General features: G+C 70.0%; 12 protein-coding genes. 6 read left to right on the top strand and 6 right to left on the bottom strand.

Annotated features, from left to right (window positions below):
* Positions 1 to 69 precede the first annotated feature (69 nt).
* Positions 70 to 939 (bottom strand): PAC2 family protein, encoded by an 870-nt coding sequence (locus IW248_RS11090; protein ID WP_030332815.1) that lies wholly within the window; start codon positions 937 to 939, stop codon positions 70 to 72.
* Positions 940 to 1,215: 276 nt separating this feature from the next.
* Between IW248_RS11090 and metH the strand changes: the two genes are divergently transcribed.
* The 3 genes from metH to IW248_RS11075 all read left to right on the top strand — a co-directional run bounded on the left by metH (position 1,216) and on the right by IW248_RS11075 (position 7,157).
* Positions 1,216 to 4,716, top strand: a complete 3,501-nt coding sequence (gene metH, locus IW248_RS11085) for a methionine synthase (RefSeq protein ID WP_231397061.1) — start codon at positions 1,216 to 1,218, stop codon at positions 4,714 to 4,716.
* Between the two features lie 309 nt (positions 4,717 to 5,025).
* Positions 5,026 to 5,709 (top strand): response regulator transcription factor, encoded by a 684-nt coding sequence (locus IW248_RS11080; RefSeq protein ID WP_231396270.1) that lies wholly within the window; start codon positions 5,026 to 5,028, stop codon positions 5,707 to 5,709.
* Positions 5,706 to 7,157, top strand: coding sequence for a HAMP domain-containing sensor histidine kinase (locus IW248_RS11075; RefSeq protein ID WP_196926891.1), 1,452 nt, complete (start codon positions 5,706 to 5,708; stop codon positions 7,155 to 7,157). The genes IW248_RS11080 and IW248_RS11075 overlap by 4 nt, the downstream gene beginning before the upstream one ends.
* Positions 7,158 to 7,261: 104 nt before the next feature.
* On the opposite strand, the gene IW248_RS11070 is transcribed toward IW248_RS11075, so the two are convergent.
* From IW248_RS11070 to IW248_RS33010, 4 genes are read right to left on the bottom strand one after another with little or no spacing between them, the layout of a single operon-like run.
* Positions 7,262 to 9,403 (bottom strand): MMPL family transporter, encoded by a 2,142-nt coding sequence (locus IW248_RS11070; RefSeq protein WP_196926890.1) that lies wholly within the window; start codon positions 9,401 to 9,403, stop codon positions 7,262 to 7,264.
* A gap of 2 nt (positions 9,404 to 9,405) precedes the next feature.
* Positions 9,406 to 9,648 carry an aromatic-ring hydroxylase C-terminal domain-containing protein gene (locus IW248_RS33875; RefSeq protein ID WP_372432156.1) on the bottom strand — a complete coding sequence of 81 codons (243 nt, stop codon included), beginning with the start codon at positions 9,646 to 9,648 and terminating at the stop codon, positions 9,406 to 9,408.
* 54 nt (positions 9,649 to 9,702) lie between these two features.
* Entirely contained in the window at positions 9,703 to 10,092 is a 390-nt protein-coding gene (locus tag IW248_RS11065) for a hypothetical protein (RefSeq protein WP_196926889.1), read from the bottom strand.
* Positions 10,093 to 10,107: 15 nt separating this feature from the next.
* Positions 10,108 to 10,209 (bottom strand): helix-turn-helix domain-containing protein, encoded by a 102-nt coding sequence (locus tag IW248_RS33010; RefSeq protein WP_307787908.1) that lies wholly within the window; start codon positions 10,207 to 10,209, stop codon positions 10,108 to 10,110.
* An 8-nt stretch (positions 10,210 to 10,217) separates the two neighbouring features.
* On the opposite strand from IW248_RS33010, the gene IW248_RS11060 reads away from it, so the two are divergent.
* Positions 10,218 to 11,015, top strand: a complete 798-nt coding sequence (locus tag IW248_RS11060) for an NAD(P)H-binding protein (protein WP_307787907.1) — start codon at positions 10,218 to 10,220, stop codon at positions 11,013 to 11,015.
* Positions 11,016 to 11,307: 292 nt separating this feature from the next.
* Here IW248_RS11060 and IW248_RS11055 read toward each other — a convergent pair whose 3' ends face one another.
* Positions 11,308 to 12,867, bottom strand: a complete 1,560-nt coding sequence (locus IW248_RS11055; RefSeq protein WP_196926887.1) for an OmpA family protein — start codon at positions 12,865 to 12,867, stop codon at positions 11,308 to 11,310.
* A gap of 331 nt (positions 12,868 to 13,198) precedes the next feature.
* Here IW248_RS11055 and IW248_RS11050 point away from each other — a divergent pair, with 331 nt between their 5' ends.
* Positions 13,199 to 13,846 (top strand): TetR/AcrR family transcriptional regulator, encoded by a 648-nt coding sequence (locus IW248_RS11050; RefSeq protein WP_196926886.1) that lies wholly within the window; start codon positions 13,199 to 13,201, stop codon positions 13,844 to 13,846.
* A gap of 80 nt (positions 13,847 to 13,926) precedes the next feature.
* Complete coding sequence (locus tag IW248_RS11045; RefSeq protein WP_196926885.1) at positions 13,927 to 14,988, top strand: amidohydrolase family protein; 1,062 nt, start codon at positions 13,927 to 13,929, stop codon at positions 14,986 to 14,988.
* Positions 14,989 to 15,098 lie beyond the last annotated feature (110 nt).

The following is a 15,098-nucleotide window of genomic DNA, read 5'->3' as shown; positions in this document are numbered from 1 at the left end:
CGCTACCCCGGACACGCGAAAACGGGCCTTCGAACCACAAAAGGTCCGAAGGCCCGCAGCGAAACAGTGCTACCAGGAGCCGGCGGTGGGGCCGGCGGAACCGCCCCGGCGGCGCAGGTACTTCTCGAACTCCTGGGCGATCTCGTCACCGGTCAACGGGGTGATCCCCTCGTCGCCGACCCGTTCCTCCAGCTCACGGACGTACTCGCCCAGCTCGGCGTCCTGCTCGGCGGCGCTGCGCACCCGCTGCTCCCACTCGGCCGACTCCTCGGCCAGGTCGGCCATCGGCACCGGCAGGTCGACGACCTCCTCGACGCGGTGCAGCAGCGCGAGGGTGGCCTTCGGGCAGGGCGGGTTGTTGGCGTAGTGCGGCACGTGCACCCAGAACGAGACGGCGTCCACCTCGGCGCGGGTGCAGGCGTCGTGCAGCACGCCGACGATGCCGGTCGGCCCGTCGTACCGGGTGGGGGTGAGCTGGTAGCGCTCGGCGGCCTGTGCGTCGGAGGCGCTGCCGCTGATCGGCAGTGGCCGGGTGTACGGCACGTCGGCCAGCAACGCGCCGAGCAGCACCACCCGTTCCACCTCCAGGCTGTGGCAGATCTCCAGCACCTGCTCGCAGAACGTCCGCCAGCGCATGCTCGGCTCGATGCCGCGGATCAGCACCACGTCCCGGTCGGTGCCCTCCGGGCTGGCCACCATGAAGCGGGTCGTCGGCCACTCCACCCGGCGGGTCTCCCCGTCGGCCATGGTGATGGTGGGCCGGCTGACCTGGAAGTCGTAGAAGTCCTCCGGATCCAGCTCGGCGATCTGCCGGGCGTTCCAGACCTGCTCCAGGTGCTCGACCGCCGCGGTGGACGCGTCGGCGGCGTCATTCCAGCCCTCGAACGCGGCGATCGCCACCGGGGACCGCAGCACCGGCAGTCCGTCGAACTCGGTCACGCCGTCACCTCACCCTGCTCGTCGCGGCTGGCGCCGGGACCGTGCCCGGTCGTCATACCGTGGGGCACGGCGGCGTCCCTGTTGTCCTTCACGTCCGCCAGCCTACGTGCAGGGCGAGGGTGCGGCCCGCTGGCCGCGCCGGTCGGCCGCTCCGACAGCCGGTCATACCCGAACGAACCAGACAGGGTGATCCCGCTGACACAATAGGGGATCGCCCGAGTGTGGGCCTGGAGTCCGGCCGAATCGCACTAACCTGAACGGGTGCGGACTTCATTGATGGATGTGCTGGCCGAGCGAATTCTCATCGCCGACGGCGCGATGGGCACGATGCTGCAGGCCGCAGACCTCACGCTCGACGACTTCGACGGGCTGGAGGGCTGCAACGAGATCCTCAACGTCACGCGCCCGGACGTGGTGCGCGGGGTGCACGACGCCTACCTGGCCGCCGGCGCGGACTGCGTGGAGACCAACACCTTCGGCGCCAACCTCGCCAACCTCGCCGAGTACGACATCCCGCAGCGCATCCGGGAGTTGTCCGAGGCGGGCGCCCGGATCGCCCGGGAGGCCGCCGACGCGGCCAGCACCCCGGAGCGTCCCCGGTTCGTGCTCGGCTCGATCGGGCCTGGCACCAAGCTGCCCACCCTGGGGCACGCCGACTACTCGACGCTGCGCGACGCCTACCAGGAGAACGCCGCGGGTCTGATCGTCGGTGGCGCGGACGCGCTGATCATCGAGACCTGCCAGGACCTGCTCCAGGTCAAGGCGGCCGTGGTCGGGTCGAAGCGGGCGATGGCCGAGCTGGGTCAGTCGGTGCCGATCATCTGTCACGTGGCAGTGGAGACCACCGGCACGATGCTGGTCGGCAGCGAGATCGGGGCGGCCCTCGCGGCGATCGAGCCGCTCGGCGTGGACCTGATCGGGCTCAACTGCTCGACCGGCCCGGCCGAGATGAGCGAGCACCTGCGCTATCTGTCGCAACACTCCCGCATCCCGCTGTCGGTGATGCCGAACGCCGGCCTGCCGGTGCTGACCGCCGACGGGGCGTACTTCCCACTGAGCCCCGTGGAGCTGGGCGAGGCCCTGGACCGGTTCATCACCGAGTACGGCGTGGGGCTGGTCGGCGGCTGCTGCGGCACCACCCCGGAGCACATCCGGGTGCTGTCCGAGCGGCTGCACGGCGTCACCGCCCCGGCCCGCGAACCCCAGCACGAGGCGGGCGTCTCCTCGGTGTACCACCCGGTGCCGTTCGCCCAGGACGCGTCGGTGCTGATGGTGGGGGAGCGGACCAACGCCAACGGTTCGAAGGCGTTCCGGGAGGCGATGCTCGCCGGCGACTGGCGCGCCTGTGTGGAGATCGCCCGCAGCCAGGCGCGCGACGGCTCGCACCTACTCGACCTCTGCGTGGACTACGTCGGCCGCGACGGCACGCAGGACATGCGGGAGTTGGCCGGCCGGTTCGCCACCGCGTCCACCCTGCCGATCATGTTGGACTCCACCGAGCCGAACGTGGTGGAGGCCGGGTTGGAGATGCTCGGCGGCCGCTGTGTGGTCAACTCGGTGAACTTCGAGGACGGCGACGGCCCCGAATCCCGGTACGCGCGGGTGATGCCGATCGTCCGCGAGCACGGCGCGTCGGTGGTGGCGCTGCTCATCGACGAGGAGGGGCAGGCCCGTACCCAGGAGTGGAAGGTCCGGGTCGCGGCCCGGCTGATCGACGATCTGACCGGCCGGTGGGGCATGGACCGCGCCGACATCCTGATCGACGCGCTGACCTTCCCGATCGCCACCGGGCAGGAGGAGACCCGCCGCGACGGCCTCGAGACGATCGAGGCGATCCGGGAGATCTCCCGCCGTTACCCGGGTGTCAACTTCACCCTGGGCATCTCGAACATCTCCTTCGGGCTCAACCCGGCGGCCCGGCAGGTGCTCAACTCGGTGTTCCTGCACGAGTGCGTGCAGGCCGGCCTGACCTCGGCGATCGTGCACGCCAGCAAGATCCTGCCGATGTCGAAGATCCCCGACGAGCAGCGCGAGGTCGCCCTGGACCTGGTGTACGACCGGCGCCGCGAGGGGTACGACCCGGTGCAGCGTTTCCTGGAGCTCTTCGAGGGCGTCGACGTGACAAGCGCCCGGGCCAGCCGGGCACAGGAGCTGGCGGCGCTGCCACTGGACGAGCGGCTCAAGCGGCGGATCATCGACGGTGAGCGCAACGGCCTGGAGGCCGACCTGGACGAGGCGATGGCCGGCGGCCGATCCCCGCTGTCGATCATCAACGACATCCTGCTGGACGGCATGAAGGTGGTCGGCGAGCTGTTCGGCTCCGGCCAGATGCAGTTGCCGTTCGTGCTCCAGTCCGCCGAGGTGATGAAGACCGCGGTCGCCTACCTGGAACCGCACATGGAGACCCTCGAGGACGGCGGCAAGGGCCGCATCGTGCTCGCCACCGTGCGCGGCGACGTGCACGACATCGGCAAGAACCTGGTCGACATCATCCTGTCCAACAACGGCTACGAGGTGGTGAACATCGGCATCAAGCAGCCGATCAGCGCCATCCTGGACGCCGCCGAGCAGCACCGAGCCGACGCGATCGGCATGTCCGGGCTGCTGGTGAAGAGCACAGTCATCATGAAGGAGAACCTGGCCGAGATGGCCACCCGCGGGGTCGCGGAACGTTGGCCCGTCCTGCTGGGCGGGGCGGCGCTGACCCGCGCGTACGTCGAGGACGACCTGCGGTCGACGTTCCCCGGGCAGGTGCATTACGCGCGCGACGCGTTCGAGGGTCTGTCCCTGATGGACCGGGTGATGACCGCAAAGCGCGGCGGCGCCCCGGTGATCGACCCGGAGCGGGAGGCGGCTCTCGCGGCCCGGCGGGCGCGCCGGGAACGGCAGCGCTCGATGGTCACCACGTCGCTGCCGGAGCTGCACGACTCCTCGGTCCGCTCCGACGTGGCCGCCGACGTGGCGGTGCCCGCCCCGCCGTTCTTCGGCACCCGCGTCGTCAAGGGCGTGCCGATGGCCGACTACGCGGCGCTGCTCGACGAGCGGGCCACCTTCTCCGGGCAGTGGGGGCTGCGCGGCGCCCGGGGCGGTAGCGGACCCTCCTACGATGAACTGGTCGAGACCGAGGGCCGGCCGCGCCTGCGGTACTGGCTGGACCGGCTGATCGCCGACCAGGTCCTTGAGGCAGCCGTGGTGTACGGCTACTTCCCCGCGTACTCCGAAGGCAATGACCTGGTGGTGCTCGATGAGAACGGGCACGCGGAGCGCGCCCGGTTCTCCTTCCCCCGCCAGCGGCAGGAGCGGCGGCTCTGCCTGGCGGACTTCTTCAAACCCCAGGGCGACCAGCTCGATGTGGTCGCGTTGCAACTGGTCACCGTCGGCCAGCCGGTCAGCGAGTACGCGGCGAAGCTGTTCGCCCGCAACGAGTACCGCGACTACCTGGAGGTCCACGGGCTCTCCGTGCAGCTCACCGAGGCCCTCGCCGAATACTGGCACCAGCGCATCCGCGCCGAGATGACCCTGCCCGACGGCCGTCCGCTGGGGCACGACGACCCGGCGGATCTGGCCGGCATCCTGCACAACGACTACCGGGGCTGCCGGTACGCGTTCGGCTACCCGGCCTGCCCCGACCTGGAGGACCGGGCGAAGATCGTGGACCTGCTCGGCGCGGACCGGATCGGGGTCGAGCTGTCCGAGGAGTTCCAGCTCATGCCGGAGCAGGCCACCGACGCGATCGTGGTCCACCACCCGGAGGCCAACTACTTCAACGCCAAGTAACGGGGGCAGGTGGCCTGACCTGCACCTGAGGTCGTCCGGAAGGCCGCTGAACGATGATCAGGCCGTGAGCGGCTTCCGGGCCGTCCTCGGCGGCCTGGTCCGCACCGAACGCGGTGTCGATGGCGCGCCGCGTTCGGTCCTCGCTGGTCGGCAGGAGATGCGTGTAGGTCCGCAGGGTGAAGCCTGGTCCATTTCTCAGGTTCCGTAAGAGCGCGGTCCCCGGCGACGCTCTAATCCTGGCCTCAGGTTGATCGGGGACGATGAGCGGCAAAAGCATCGGCTGGAAGGGGGCGGTCCGGCGTGCGGATCATGATCGCGGATGATGACGCGGCCATCCGTGAGTCGCTGGAGCGGGTGCTTCAGGTCGAGGGTTACGACACAAGCACCGTCGCCAACGGTCTCGCCGTGCTCGACGGGGTCGGTGAGGCCGGCGGTGACACGCTGGATCTGCTGATCCTCGACGTGATGATGCCCCGCCTCGGCGGGCTGGAGACCTGCCGGCGGTTGCGGGCCGCGGGTCGGGATCTGCCGGTGCTGATGCTGACCGCCCGTGACCAGGTCGCCGACCGGGTCGCGGGGCTGGACGCGGGCGCCGACGACTACCTGCCCAAGCCGTTCGCCACCGAGGAGTTGCTGGCCCGGGTGCGGGCCCTGCTGCGCCGGCGGACGCCGACCGACGGGGAGTCGCAGATCCTGTCGTTCGCCGACGTCCGGCTCGATCCCGACAGGTTCGAGGCGTGGCGTGGCGGGCGGCCGCTGCGCCTGACCCGGACCGAGTTCTCCCTCCTGCAGGTCCTCCTGCGCAACGCGACCCGGGTCTTGACCCGCGACGCGCTGTTCGAGGCGATCTGGGGCTTCGACATGAGCACCACCGCCAACAACCTCCAGGTATACGTGAGCTACCTACGTCGCAAGATGGAGGCTGAGGGTGAGCCGCGATTGATCTACACGCTGCGCGGCCTGGGATACACGTTGCGGGAGACTCCTCCGTGAGCAGGCCCGCCGGCCGGGAACCGCGCGGTCTGACCCGATGGTGGCGGCGGCGGTCTCTGCGGACCAGGCTGACGGTGATCGCGGCTACGGCCATCGCGGTCAGCGTGTTCGTGGCCTTGCAGGTGGCCATCGAGCTGCTGGACTGGGAGTTGCAGGACACCGCCGAGGATCAGCTGCGCGCCGACTCCCGCGTCCTGGCGACGAACGCGGAGCGGGCCGGTCTGACGCAGGTCCAGCTACCCCCGTATCCCGGATCCGGTCGGCTGGTGCGGGTCGTCCTGCCCGACGGCTCGACCCGGACGCCGGCCGGCCAACCCGCGCTGCCCCCGGTCAGCGCGCACGCCGGACGCGTGGCGCAGGGCGCGTCGGCCGACCTGATGGAGTCGAACGACAGCGACGACGACGGTTACCTCATCTACACGCTGCGGGCTGGCGACGGCGCGGTCCAGGTGGCCCGCGTCGCCGACGACAGCCCGATCACCCGGTTCGGGTTGGGCGTGCTGCTGATCGGGCTGTTCTGCGTGGTCGGTGGCGCCCTTGTCGGGCGGACCGTGGCGCGGACCGGGCTGGCACCGATCGACCGGCTGACCGCCGCCGCGGTACGTGTCGCGCGCACCCAGGATCTCGACGCCGACATCCCGGATGAGGGCGGTGGGGAGATACGGCGGCTGATCCAGTCGATCAACGACATGCTCACCGCGCTCCGGGACTCCCGGCGGGCCCAGCGGCTGCTCGCTGAGGACGCCGCCCACGAGCTCAAGACCCCGCTCACCAGCCTGCGCCTCAACGTCGAGCTGCTGATCCGGCTCGATCGGCGCGGCACCCTGGACAGCGCACTGCCGGCGGAGAGTCGGAGCCGGCTGCTCAACGATCTCGGTGCCCAGGTCGCCGAGTTGAGCACCCTTGCCGCCGAGCTGACCGACCTGGCGCGCGGTGACGTCAGCGACGAGAGCACCGAGCTGCTCGACCTCGCCGACGTGGTGGTGGCCGCCGCGACCCGGGCGCGTTCCCGCCTGCCCGACATCGAGGTCGCGCTCGACGTGACCTCCGTGTGGGTGAGCGGGCGTCCCGCCGCGCTCCAGCGGGCGGTGCTCAACCTCATCGACAACGCCGGCAAGTGGTCTCCCGCGGACCAGCCGGTCCAGGTCCGGCTCCGTGCCGAGAGCGCGTCGGCGGTGCTCGAGGTCGACGACGCCGGGCCGGGCATCGACGCCGCCGACGTACCGCGGGTGTTCGACCGGTTCTACCGTGCCGACAGCGCCCGGGCGTTGCCGGGATCCGGTTTGGGGCTGTCGATCGTGCAGCGGGTCGTCGACGCTCACGGCGGTCGGGCCACCGTCGCCCGCTCCGTACGCGGTGGGGCGCTGCTTCGGGTCGACCTTCCGGCCGCGGCCCCGCCCGCCCCGATCGCGCGGCTCACCGCCGGGGAGGACACCGCGGTGAGCTGACCCGCCCCGGCGGCGCAGGACCAAAGGGCGGCGACCGTCGGGCCCATGGAAAGATCCGGGACGGGACTGGGTCCCCGTCCCGGATCTCGTCCGTGCCGCCGCGCTCACCGTCGCAGCGCGGGCTCCTCGTCGGCGAGCGACTGTTGACCGTCCGGCGGCTCCACCGTCGGACGTGATAGCCGACTCGGCCACCAGATCCGCCGACCGATCAGCAGGGTGAGGGCGGGCACCAGGACCGACCGCACCAGCAGGGCGTCGAGCAGCACGCCGAAGGCGACCAGGAACCCGACCTCGATCAGCATCACCAGCGGAAGTGTGGCGAGGACCGCGAATGTGGCCGCCAGGACCACGCCTGCCGAGGTGATGACGCCACCGGTGGCGGAGAGGGCTTTGAGCATGCCCTCTCTGGTGCCGAGACGCACGGTCTCCTCCCGGGCCCGGCTGGCCAGGAAGATGTTGTAGTCGACGCCGAGCGCCACCAGGAACAGGAATGCCAGTAGCGGCACCGAATAGTCGATACCTTTGAACCCGAGGATCGTGTCGAAGACGAACACGCTGCCGCCGAAGGCTGCGGCGAATGAGACGATCACGGTGGCCATCAGGACCAGGGGGGCCACGATCGCGCGCAGCAGCAGCCCGAGGATGATCAGGACGACGGCGAGCACCAGCGGGATCACCAGCTTCTCGTCGCGGCTGGTGGTCACCTCGGTGTCGAGGTTCTCCGCACTCGGCCCGCCGACGATCGCCTCCGCCCCGCTCACCGCGTGCACGGCGGTGCGCACCCGCTTGATCGTGTCGTACTCTGCGACGGTGTCCGGCGCGTCCGTCGGGAACACGGAGATGTCGGCCCAGCCACCGCTGGTCTGACCCGGGACGGCCAGGGCCACACCGTGAGTGCCCTTGACGAGGTCGAGCACCCGCTCCTGGTACGCCGGCCGCGTGAAGATCGTCATCGGCTGGCCGCCGAGCTCCGGGAAGTGCTGGCGGAGAACGGTGAAGCCGGTGACCGACTCCGGCGCGGACAGGAACTGGTCCTGCTCCCGCAGGGCGCCGGTGTTGCCGGCCAGCCCGATGGCGAGAACGCCGAGGACTCCGAGCGAGCCGAGCGTCGCCACCCACCGGCGGCGGCTGATGGCGGTGCCAAGCCGTCCCCACAGCCCCGGCTTCTCCTCCACGGCCTTGCTGAACCGCGGGATGGCCGGCCAGAAGATCCGCCTGCCGAGCACCACGAGTACCGCCGGGAACAGCGTCAGCATGGCCACCAAGGCGCACAGGATGCCGGCCGCGCCGATCGGGCCCAACCCGCTGGTGCTGTTCAGGTCCGCGACGAGCAGGCAGAGTAGGCCGGCGACCACGGTGGCCGCGGACGCGACGATGGCCGGTGCCGCGCCGCGTAGCGCGTGGACCATCGCAACCCGGACGTTCTCGTGGTGGTGCAGTGCCTCCCGATATCGAGCGATGAGCAACAGCGCGTAGTCCGTGCCGACGCCGAATACCAGGATCGTCAGCAGCGCCGAGTTCTGGTCGTTGACCACGATGCCGAAGCCCTTGACGAGCAGGTAGACGGTCGCCATCGCGGTCAGTGCGGCCGCGCCCACGGCCACCAGCGGGATGAACCACAACACCGGGCTGCGGTAGGTGAGGATGAGCAGGAGCGTGACGACGACGACGGTGGTGAGGAAGACCTGCAGGTCGATGCCGTCGAAGACAGCGTCCATGTCGCCGTCGATCGCGGCCGGGCCGGTCACGTCGAGTTCCAGGCCGGAGGGGCGGTCCTTCGCGGCGTCACGCAACGGGCCGACGATGGCCTCCGGTGCGCCGTAGGTCGTGCTCACGTCGAGGGTGAACATCATCGCCTTGCCGTCGGTGGAAAGTCTCGTCGCCGGGTCCTCGTCGTCCTCGCCGGCCGCCATCTTCGGCGGGTACCGCTCGGCAAGGGTGTTGTAGTGGCGCTCGACCGTCGCGCGGTCGGCGTCGTTCATGCCGCCGGCGCGGTGGTACACGAAGACGAACGTGTTGTCGTCCCCGCCGGGGAGACTGTCCTCCAGCACCGCCACCTTGGTGGACTCGGCACTGGCCGGCAGGGTGTCCACGGCACTGTCGGTGGTGACCGAGCTCAACTTTCCGCTCAACGGCACCATGACCGCTGCCAGCGCCACCCACAAGCCAATCACCAACCACGGCACCCATCGGCCTGCCAACCGACCGGCCGGCGCTTCCCCGGACGGCGCTGCGTTGACTGCCATCACTAGCCTCCTACATACGGGTTGCATCGCTCATCTGATGCCTGCTTCATACCGAGCGAATCTGAGACGACCGTTAATGCGGCGCGGCCGATCCAGGTGCCCAGCGCACGCACCAGCGTGGTGGCGACGAGGCCCTGCCCGGTCGGCAAGGCCCAGGCGACGCAGCCGTCGGGCCGGATGATGAGCGACGCGTCGACGTCACCCGGTCCGTGCGGGCGGTGACGGTGTTGACCCGTCCGGTCCACCCGGCCGCGGCGTCGCGGACCTCCGCGCGATCGTGAGCTGTTGCCGCAGCGGGGCTAGGAGCCGCCCGTTCCCTGGCGTAGTTGGGCGAAGGCCCGGTCCGCGTCGGCGACTGCCTCGGGCTGGACATCGCGTGCGGTCCGCCCGTCGGCGATCTTCTGCCAGTTGGTCCGGGCCAGTACGCGTTGAACCGCGATCACCTGGGCGGCTTGTAGTCGGGCCCCGATGCTTCCGTCGAGGACGGCGGCCAGCGCGTCCTCGTCGTCGAGCATGTACTGCATGAGCCGTCCCGCCAGGCTCGGTGTGGTGAACACCAGCCGGTGAAACGCCACCACCTCGGGGTGATCGTTGAGGCCGGTGACCGGCTCAAAGCGATCGAGACCGGCTCGGAAGCGCCTGTGCAACGCCGTCATCGGCGCCAGGTCGGACTGGCGGTCGCGTATCACGCGTGCGGCCTCGCCCTAGTGGTCCACGAACCGGTGCAGGATCAGGTCTTCCTTCGTCGCGAAGTAGCGGAACAGGGTCGGCTTCGACACCTCGGCCGCCGCGGCGATGTCGGACACCGACACCCGTGCCGGTCCGCGCCCTCGTGCGCCGCTCCGAGGCGGCGGCGACGCTGCCCACCAACATCGAGATCGTCACCGGCGATCTCACCGAGCCCGAATCGCTCGACGCCGCGCTGCGCGCCGTCAGCACGGTCTTCCTGGTCTGGACCGCCCCGCCGCAGACCGCGGCGGCCGTCGTCGACCGACTGGCCGCCCACGCGCAACGGGTCGTCTACCTGTCCGCGCCGCACCGGACCCCGCACCCGTTCTTCCGGCAACCGAACCCGATGGCGGCGCTGCACGCCGAGATCGAGCGGCTCATCGCCGGCACCGGACTCGACTCGACGATCATCCGGCCGGGAATGTTCGCGTCGAACACCCTGCTCTGGTGGGCTGCCGCGATCCGTGCCGACGGCCCGGTCCGGTGGCCGTATGGCGCGGCCGAGACGGCCCCCATCGACGATCGAGACGTGGCGGCGGTTGTCGCGCGGACGCTGCACGAGGACGGACACGCCGGCGGCGACTACGTCCTGACCGGCCCCGAGTCCGTCAGTCAGGCCGAACAGGTGGGCATCATCGGAGACGTCCTGGGCCGCCCGATCGTGTTCGAGGAACTGCCGCCCGACGAGTTCCGGCGCGAAACCCCGGAAGCCGCGCGCCCGGCGGTGGACATGCTCCTGGCCGCATGGAACGCCACGATGGGGCAGCCGGCGTACGTCACCTCCACGGTGGCAGACATCCTCGGAACGTCACCGCGAACGTTCCGGCAGTGGGCCACCGACCACGCCACAGCGTTCACCGAGGACCCCCACCCGACAAACTGAACAACCCCACCGGGTCGCCGCAATCGAGCCGCTTCTCATGATCTTGGCGGATTCGCCACTGCGACCGTCAAGATCATGAGAGACCCTGTCGCCAGCACCGTTGCGAGCCGTGGCGATGACCTGGAAGTGGTCGTGGGTGCTGATGGCGGTGCGTAGATCGCTTGTCGTGAGCGTCTGGTCTGGACCACATGCGTGCCGGCTACGCGATGAACTGCGGCGGCCGGTGTGGCAGCGCCGGCGACCGGAGACAGCGGGGTGTCGGTCGAGCGGCTGTCGCCTACGAACCGTGTCCTCATCGGATGGGGATGTGGAGGTCGCGGAATGGGCCGATCTTGGCGTTGATGGTGGTGGTGTCGGGTAGGGCGAAGAGGTTCCAGAACTCGCGGGTTTGGCCTGGTGCGAACTTTTCGGTGCTGATGCGGACGCCGGAGACGGCTGTGCATGCGCAGTAGAAGTCGGTGCGGTTGTCGGTGGGGACTTCGAGGCGGCCGGGGAGGTATTGGCGGCGGGCGGTGACGTCGGTCAGGCGGACGTTGGTGGCGGCCTGGTACTTGTAGGCCTCCCAGTCTTGGGCGTGGTGGAGTTCTCTGAACCAGGCTTCGGATGAGCCTTCGTTGGTGATGGTGTAGGTGAGTAGACCGAGGCCTGCGGGTAGCCGGCGTAGGCCGGTGACGTTCATGGTGATGGGTTGGCCGTCGGCGGTGGTGGTGCCGGTCAGGTCGGTGGTGCCGGTGGTGGTCGTGGCCCCGGGTTCCTGGGCAGCTGGTTGAGGTTTGGGGAAGGTCACCGTGACGCGGCGGTTGCGGCGTTTTCCCTCGTCGGTGTCGTTGCGGTAGAGCGGGCGGTGTGAGCCGTGTCCCTCGGTGTGGAAGCGGACGCCTTTTCTGGTCAGCAGGGCCGTCAGGGCGTGTTGGACGGCGTGGGCGCGGCGCAGCGAGAGTGGGTTGTTGATGGCGTCGGTGCCGGAGGAGTCGGCGTGGCCCGCCACCGTCACCACCGTGGCGGGGGAAGCGTCGATGAGCTTCGCCGTGCGGGCGATGACTGAGCGGGCTTTGGGGGTGAGGGTGGCTTTGTCCACGGCGAACAGCACGTCGGCGGAGAGGTTGATCTGGAGGTCCTTGCCGTCGTCGGCGGTCTCCTCGGATTTGTCCAGGGATTCGGAGGCGAGGATGAGGCGGCGGGTGATCGGGGTGACGGGTTCGGCGTCGGGGTCGGGGAAGTCACCGGCCGGAGGGTCGTCGGTGATGGGCACGTCGAGCATCGGCGGGCCCACCGGGGTGACGACGGTGGTCGTCGTGGGGTTGCCCGACGGTGCGGGCAGCACCGCGTAGACGGTGATCGACCTCCCGGGGTCGATGAACTGGCCGAGGCCGTCGCGGTCGCGGTTACTGCACAGGCAGGCAGCGCCGGCGGGTTTGTACGGCAGGAGCCAGGTGCGGGCCAACGCGTCCAGGACGCCGATACCGGAAGCCCACGTGATCTCGCCGAGCGGGCGCGTGTGGTCACCCAACTCACCGGCCCAGGACAGACGCCTGTCCGTACCGGTGTTGGACAGACGAACCTGAACGACGAGGTGCCTGCCCTTGACGCGGTTGAGACCGACAACCTCGACCTTGAGGTTCTCGGTCATCGTGCTGCGAGTCTCGGCCAGAGCCGTGCCGGTGCTTGTGCCGGTGTCGACGGTGGCGGTGGCGGTGACGACCGGAGTGTTGGAGGCGGGCGGGGACGGGGAGTCCTTGTTCGGCGGTCCGCCGCACCCGACCATCGCCAGGGTGAGTACGGCGCTCAGGGCCAGCCTCCGGCTAGACCTGGGGGAGGCGTTCTGAGATCGGGATGGACGGAGCTTGGTCATGATCCTCGTTTGCGGTCGATGCGGTTGGTCGCGAGTGGACCCACGGTGGCTCAGCAGGTTGTAGCGCACGCGGTTGCTCGGATCGGCGGCGTCCGTTGTCCGGGCTGTGCCCGACTCCTGCCTTCCAACATTGGTCTCACCACATGCACTGGACGGAGCCCCACCCCGTTCTGTGACAGCCACGAGCCACGACCGCCTCCGGCGGCGGCGGGACTGTCCAGGGCGGAATTGCCGGCGCATCCTGTAGCGCCCACTACAACTAGAACGATCGCTACGGTAGATTTGTGGCGGCGGCATCGTCAAGGCCGCGGTGAGGCGAGAGGTGTGCGGAATGACAGGGACACGGCCCACGCGCAGGAAGCGCGCCAACGGCGTGGAGTCGCGGCAACGCATCCTCGACGCCGCCGTGCAGATCGCGAGTGAGCGCGGGTATGAGGGGACCTCGATCGCGGCGGTGAGTGCCCGCTGCGGGTTGCCCGCGAGCTCGATCTACTGGCATTTCAGGGACAAGGACGACCTGCTCGCCGCAGTGATCGAGCGCAGCTTCGAAACCTGGCTGGCGGCCGTCGACCTGCCCGGCGAGGAGACCGGTACGCCACTGCAGCGAGTCGTCGCCGTCGGCGCGGCGGTGGCCGCATCGCTCGTCGCCGCCCCCGACTTCCTGCGCCTGGGCCTCATGCTCGCCTTGGAGCGGCGGCCCGAGGAGCCCCGCGGGCGGGCCGTGTTTCTCCAGGTCCGCGAGGTCGCCCGACAGAAGTTCACCGAGGTGATCGAGACACTGCTGCCGGACCTCGATCCGGCGGACGTGCGGACCGTCGTGACGTACGCCCTGGCCGGGGCCGACGGACTGTTCCTGCAGCGTGAGATCCACGGCGATGCCGTCGATCTCACGGCGATGTTCGAGCTGCACGCGCGGCTGGTCTACGAGGCGGCCCTCCGGATGGCCCCAGGGGCTTCCCACGACCACACCAAGCCGTAGCTGCGGTCAGCGGTGGTGGGGGATGGAGTTCACGGCCGTCCCGCAGCAGCAGTGTCTGGCGCGTCGAGAGGAACCGCAGCATGACCGGCCAGTTGACCAGGATCGACGTCCATCAGCACATCCTGCCGCCCTTCTACCGCGCCCTGCTCGCCGAGGCTGGCATTGCGGCGGCGGGCGGTCGGGCGCTGCCCACCTGGACACCCGAGTCCGCATTGGACCAGATGGACCTGCTCGGCACCGCCGTGGCCCTGCTCTCCGTCTCGACCCCCGGCACCAGCTTCCTCGCCAGCCCGACCGAAGCCGGCGACCTTGCGCGGCAGCTCAACGACTACGCCGCGGGGCTGGCCGCCGAGCATCCAACCCGATTCGGGTACTTCGCCACCCTGCCGATGCCCCACATCACGGCCGCCGCCACCGAGGCCCGTCGCGTCCTCGACGAACTCCGCGCCGACGGCGTCACTCTGCTCGCCAACAGCAACGGCGACTACCTTGGTGGCCCCGACCAGGACGCGCTGTGGCAGACCCTGGACGAGCGTGCGGCCGTCGTCTTCGTCCACCCCGCTGACCTGCCCGGACCAGCCATCGACGGCATCCCTCCGTTCGCCGCCGACTTCCTGCTCGACACCACCCGAGCGGCCTACCTCCTCGTCCGAACCGGCGTCCTCCGGCGATACCCCAGAATCCGGTTCGTCCTCAGCCACGCCGGAGGTTTCCTGCCCTACGCCTCGCACCGCATGGCGCTGGCCATCGCCGCCGACACGGCACGCAGCCCGCTGGACATCCTGGACGACTTTCGCGCCTTCTACTTCGACACCGCTTTGTCCTCGAGCCCGGCCGCCCTGCCCACCCTGCTTGCCTTCGCCCGACCCGGGCATGTGCTTTTCGGCAGTGACTGGCCCTTCGCGCCCATCCCGGCCGGGCAGTACTTCGCCAACGGAATCGACACCTGCCTCGGACTCGGGCAACTGCGGGCGGTCAACCGCACCAACGCCGAAGCCCTCTTCCCGCGCCTTGCCACCGCTGGCACGGCAGACCCCGACCATGGGGTGGCCGCGCGCCTGCAACGGGCAGCGCAGCGGGGCGCCGCCCGGCTCTTCTTCCGACTCGTCCAATCCGGCAACGGGGAGAGACGGATCCCGTGATCGCCACTGTGGACCGTCTGTTCAGCGGCGTCATGACCTGGGGTGACGCGTGTCACGTCGTGTCAGGTGTCGGTGTTCCGCGGTGTCTTGGGGGCATGACAGCACAACGC

The organism is Micromonospora ureilytica, from assembly GCF_015751765.1.
In the GTDB taxonomy this organism is placed as follows: domain Bacteria; phylum Actinomycetota; class Actinomycetes; order Mycobacteriales; family Micromonosporaceae; genus Micromonospora; species Micromonospora ureilytica.
Note: the sequence above shows the minus strand (reverse complement) of the source record. Positions and strands in the feature narration are given on the sequence as shown.

Coding starts and splice junctions, on each gene's coding strand:
- IW248_RS11045 (WP_196926885.1), top strand. CDS start 13,927: ATGACCGGCCAGTTGACCAGGATCGACGTCCATCAGCACATCCTGCCG.
- IW248_RS11055 (WP_196926887.1), bottom strand. CDS start 12,867: ATGACCAAGCTCCGTCCATCCCGATCTCAGAACGCCTCCCCCAGGTCT.
- IW248_RS11070 (WP_196926890.1), bottom strand. CDS start 9,403: ATGGCAGTCAACGCAGCGCCGTCCGGGGAAGCGCCGGCCGGTCGGTTG.
- IW248_RS11080 (WP_231396270.1), top strand. CDS start 5,026: ATGATCGCGGATGATGACGCGGCCATCCGTGAGTCGCTGGAGCGGGTG.
- metH (WP_231397061.1), top strand. CDS start 1,216: ATGGATGTGCTGGCCGAGCGAATTCTCATCGCCGACGGCGCGATGGGC.
- IW248_RS11050 (WP_196926886.1), top strand. CDS start 13,199: ATGACAGGGACACGGCCCACGCGCAGGAAGCGCGCCAACGGCGTGGAG.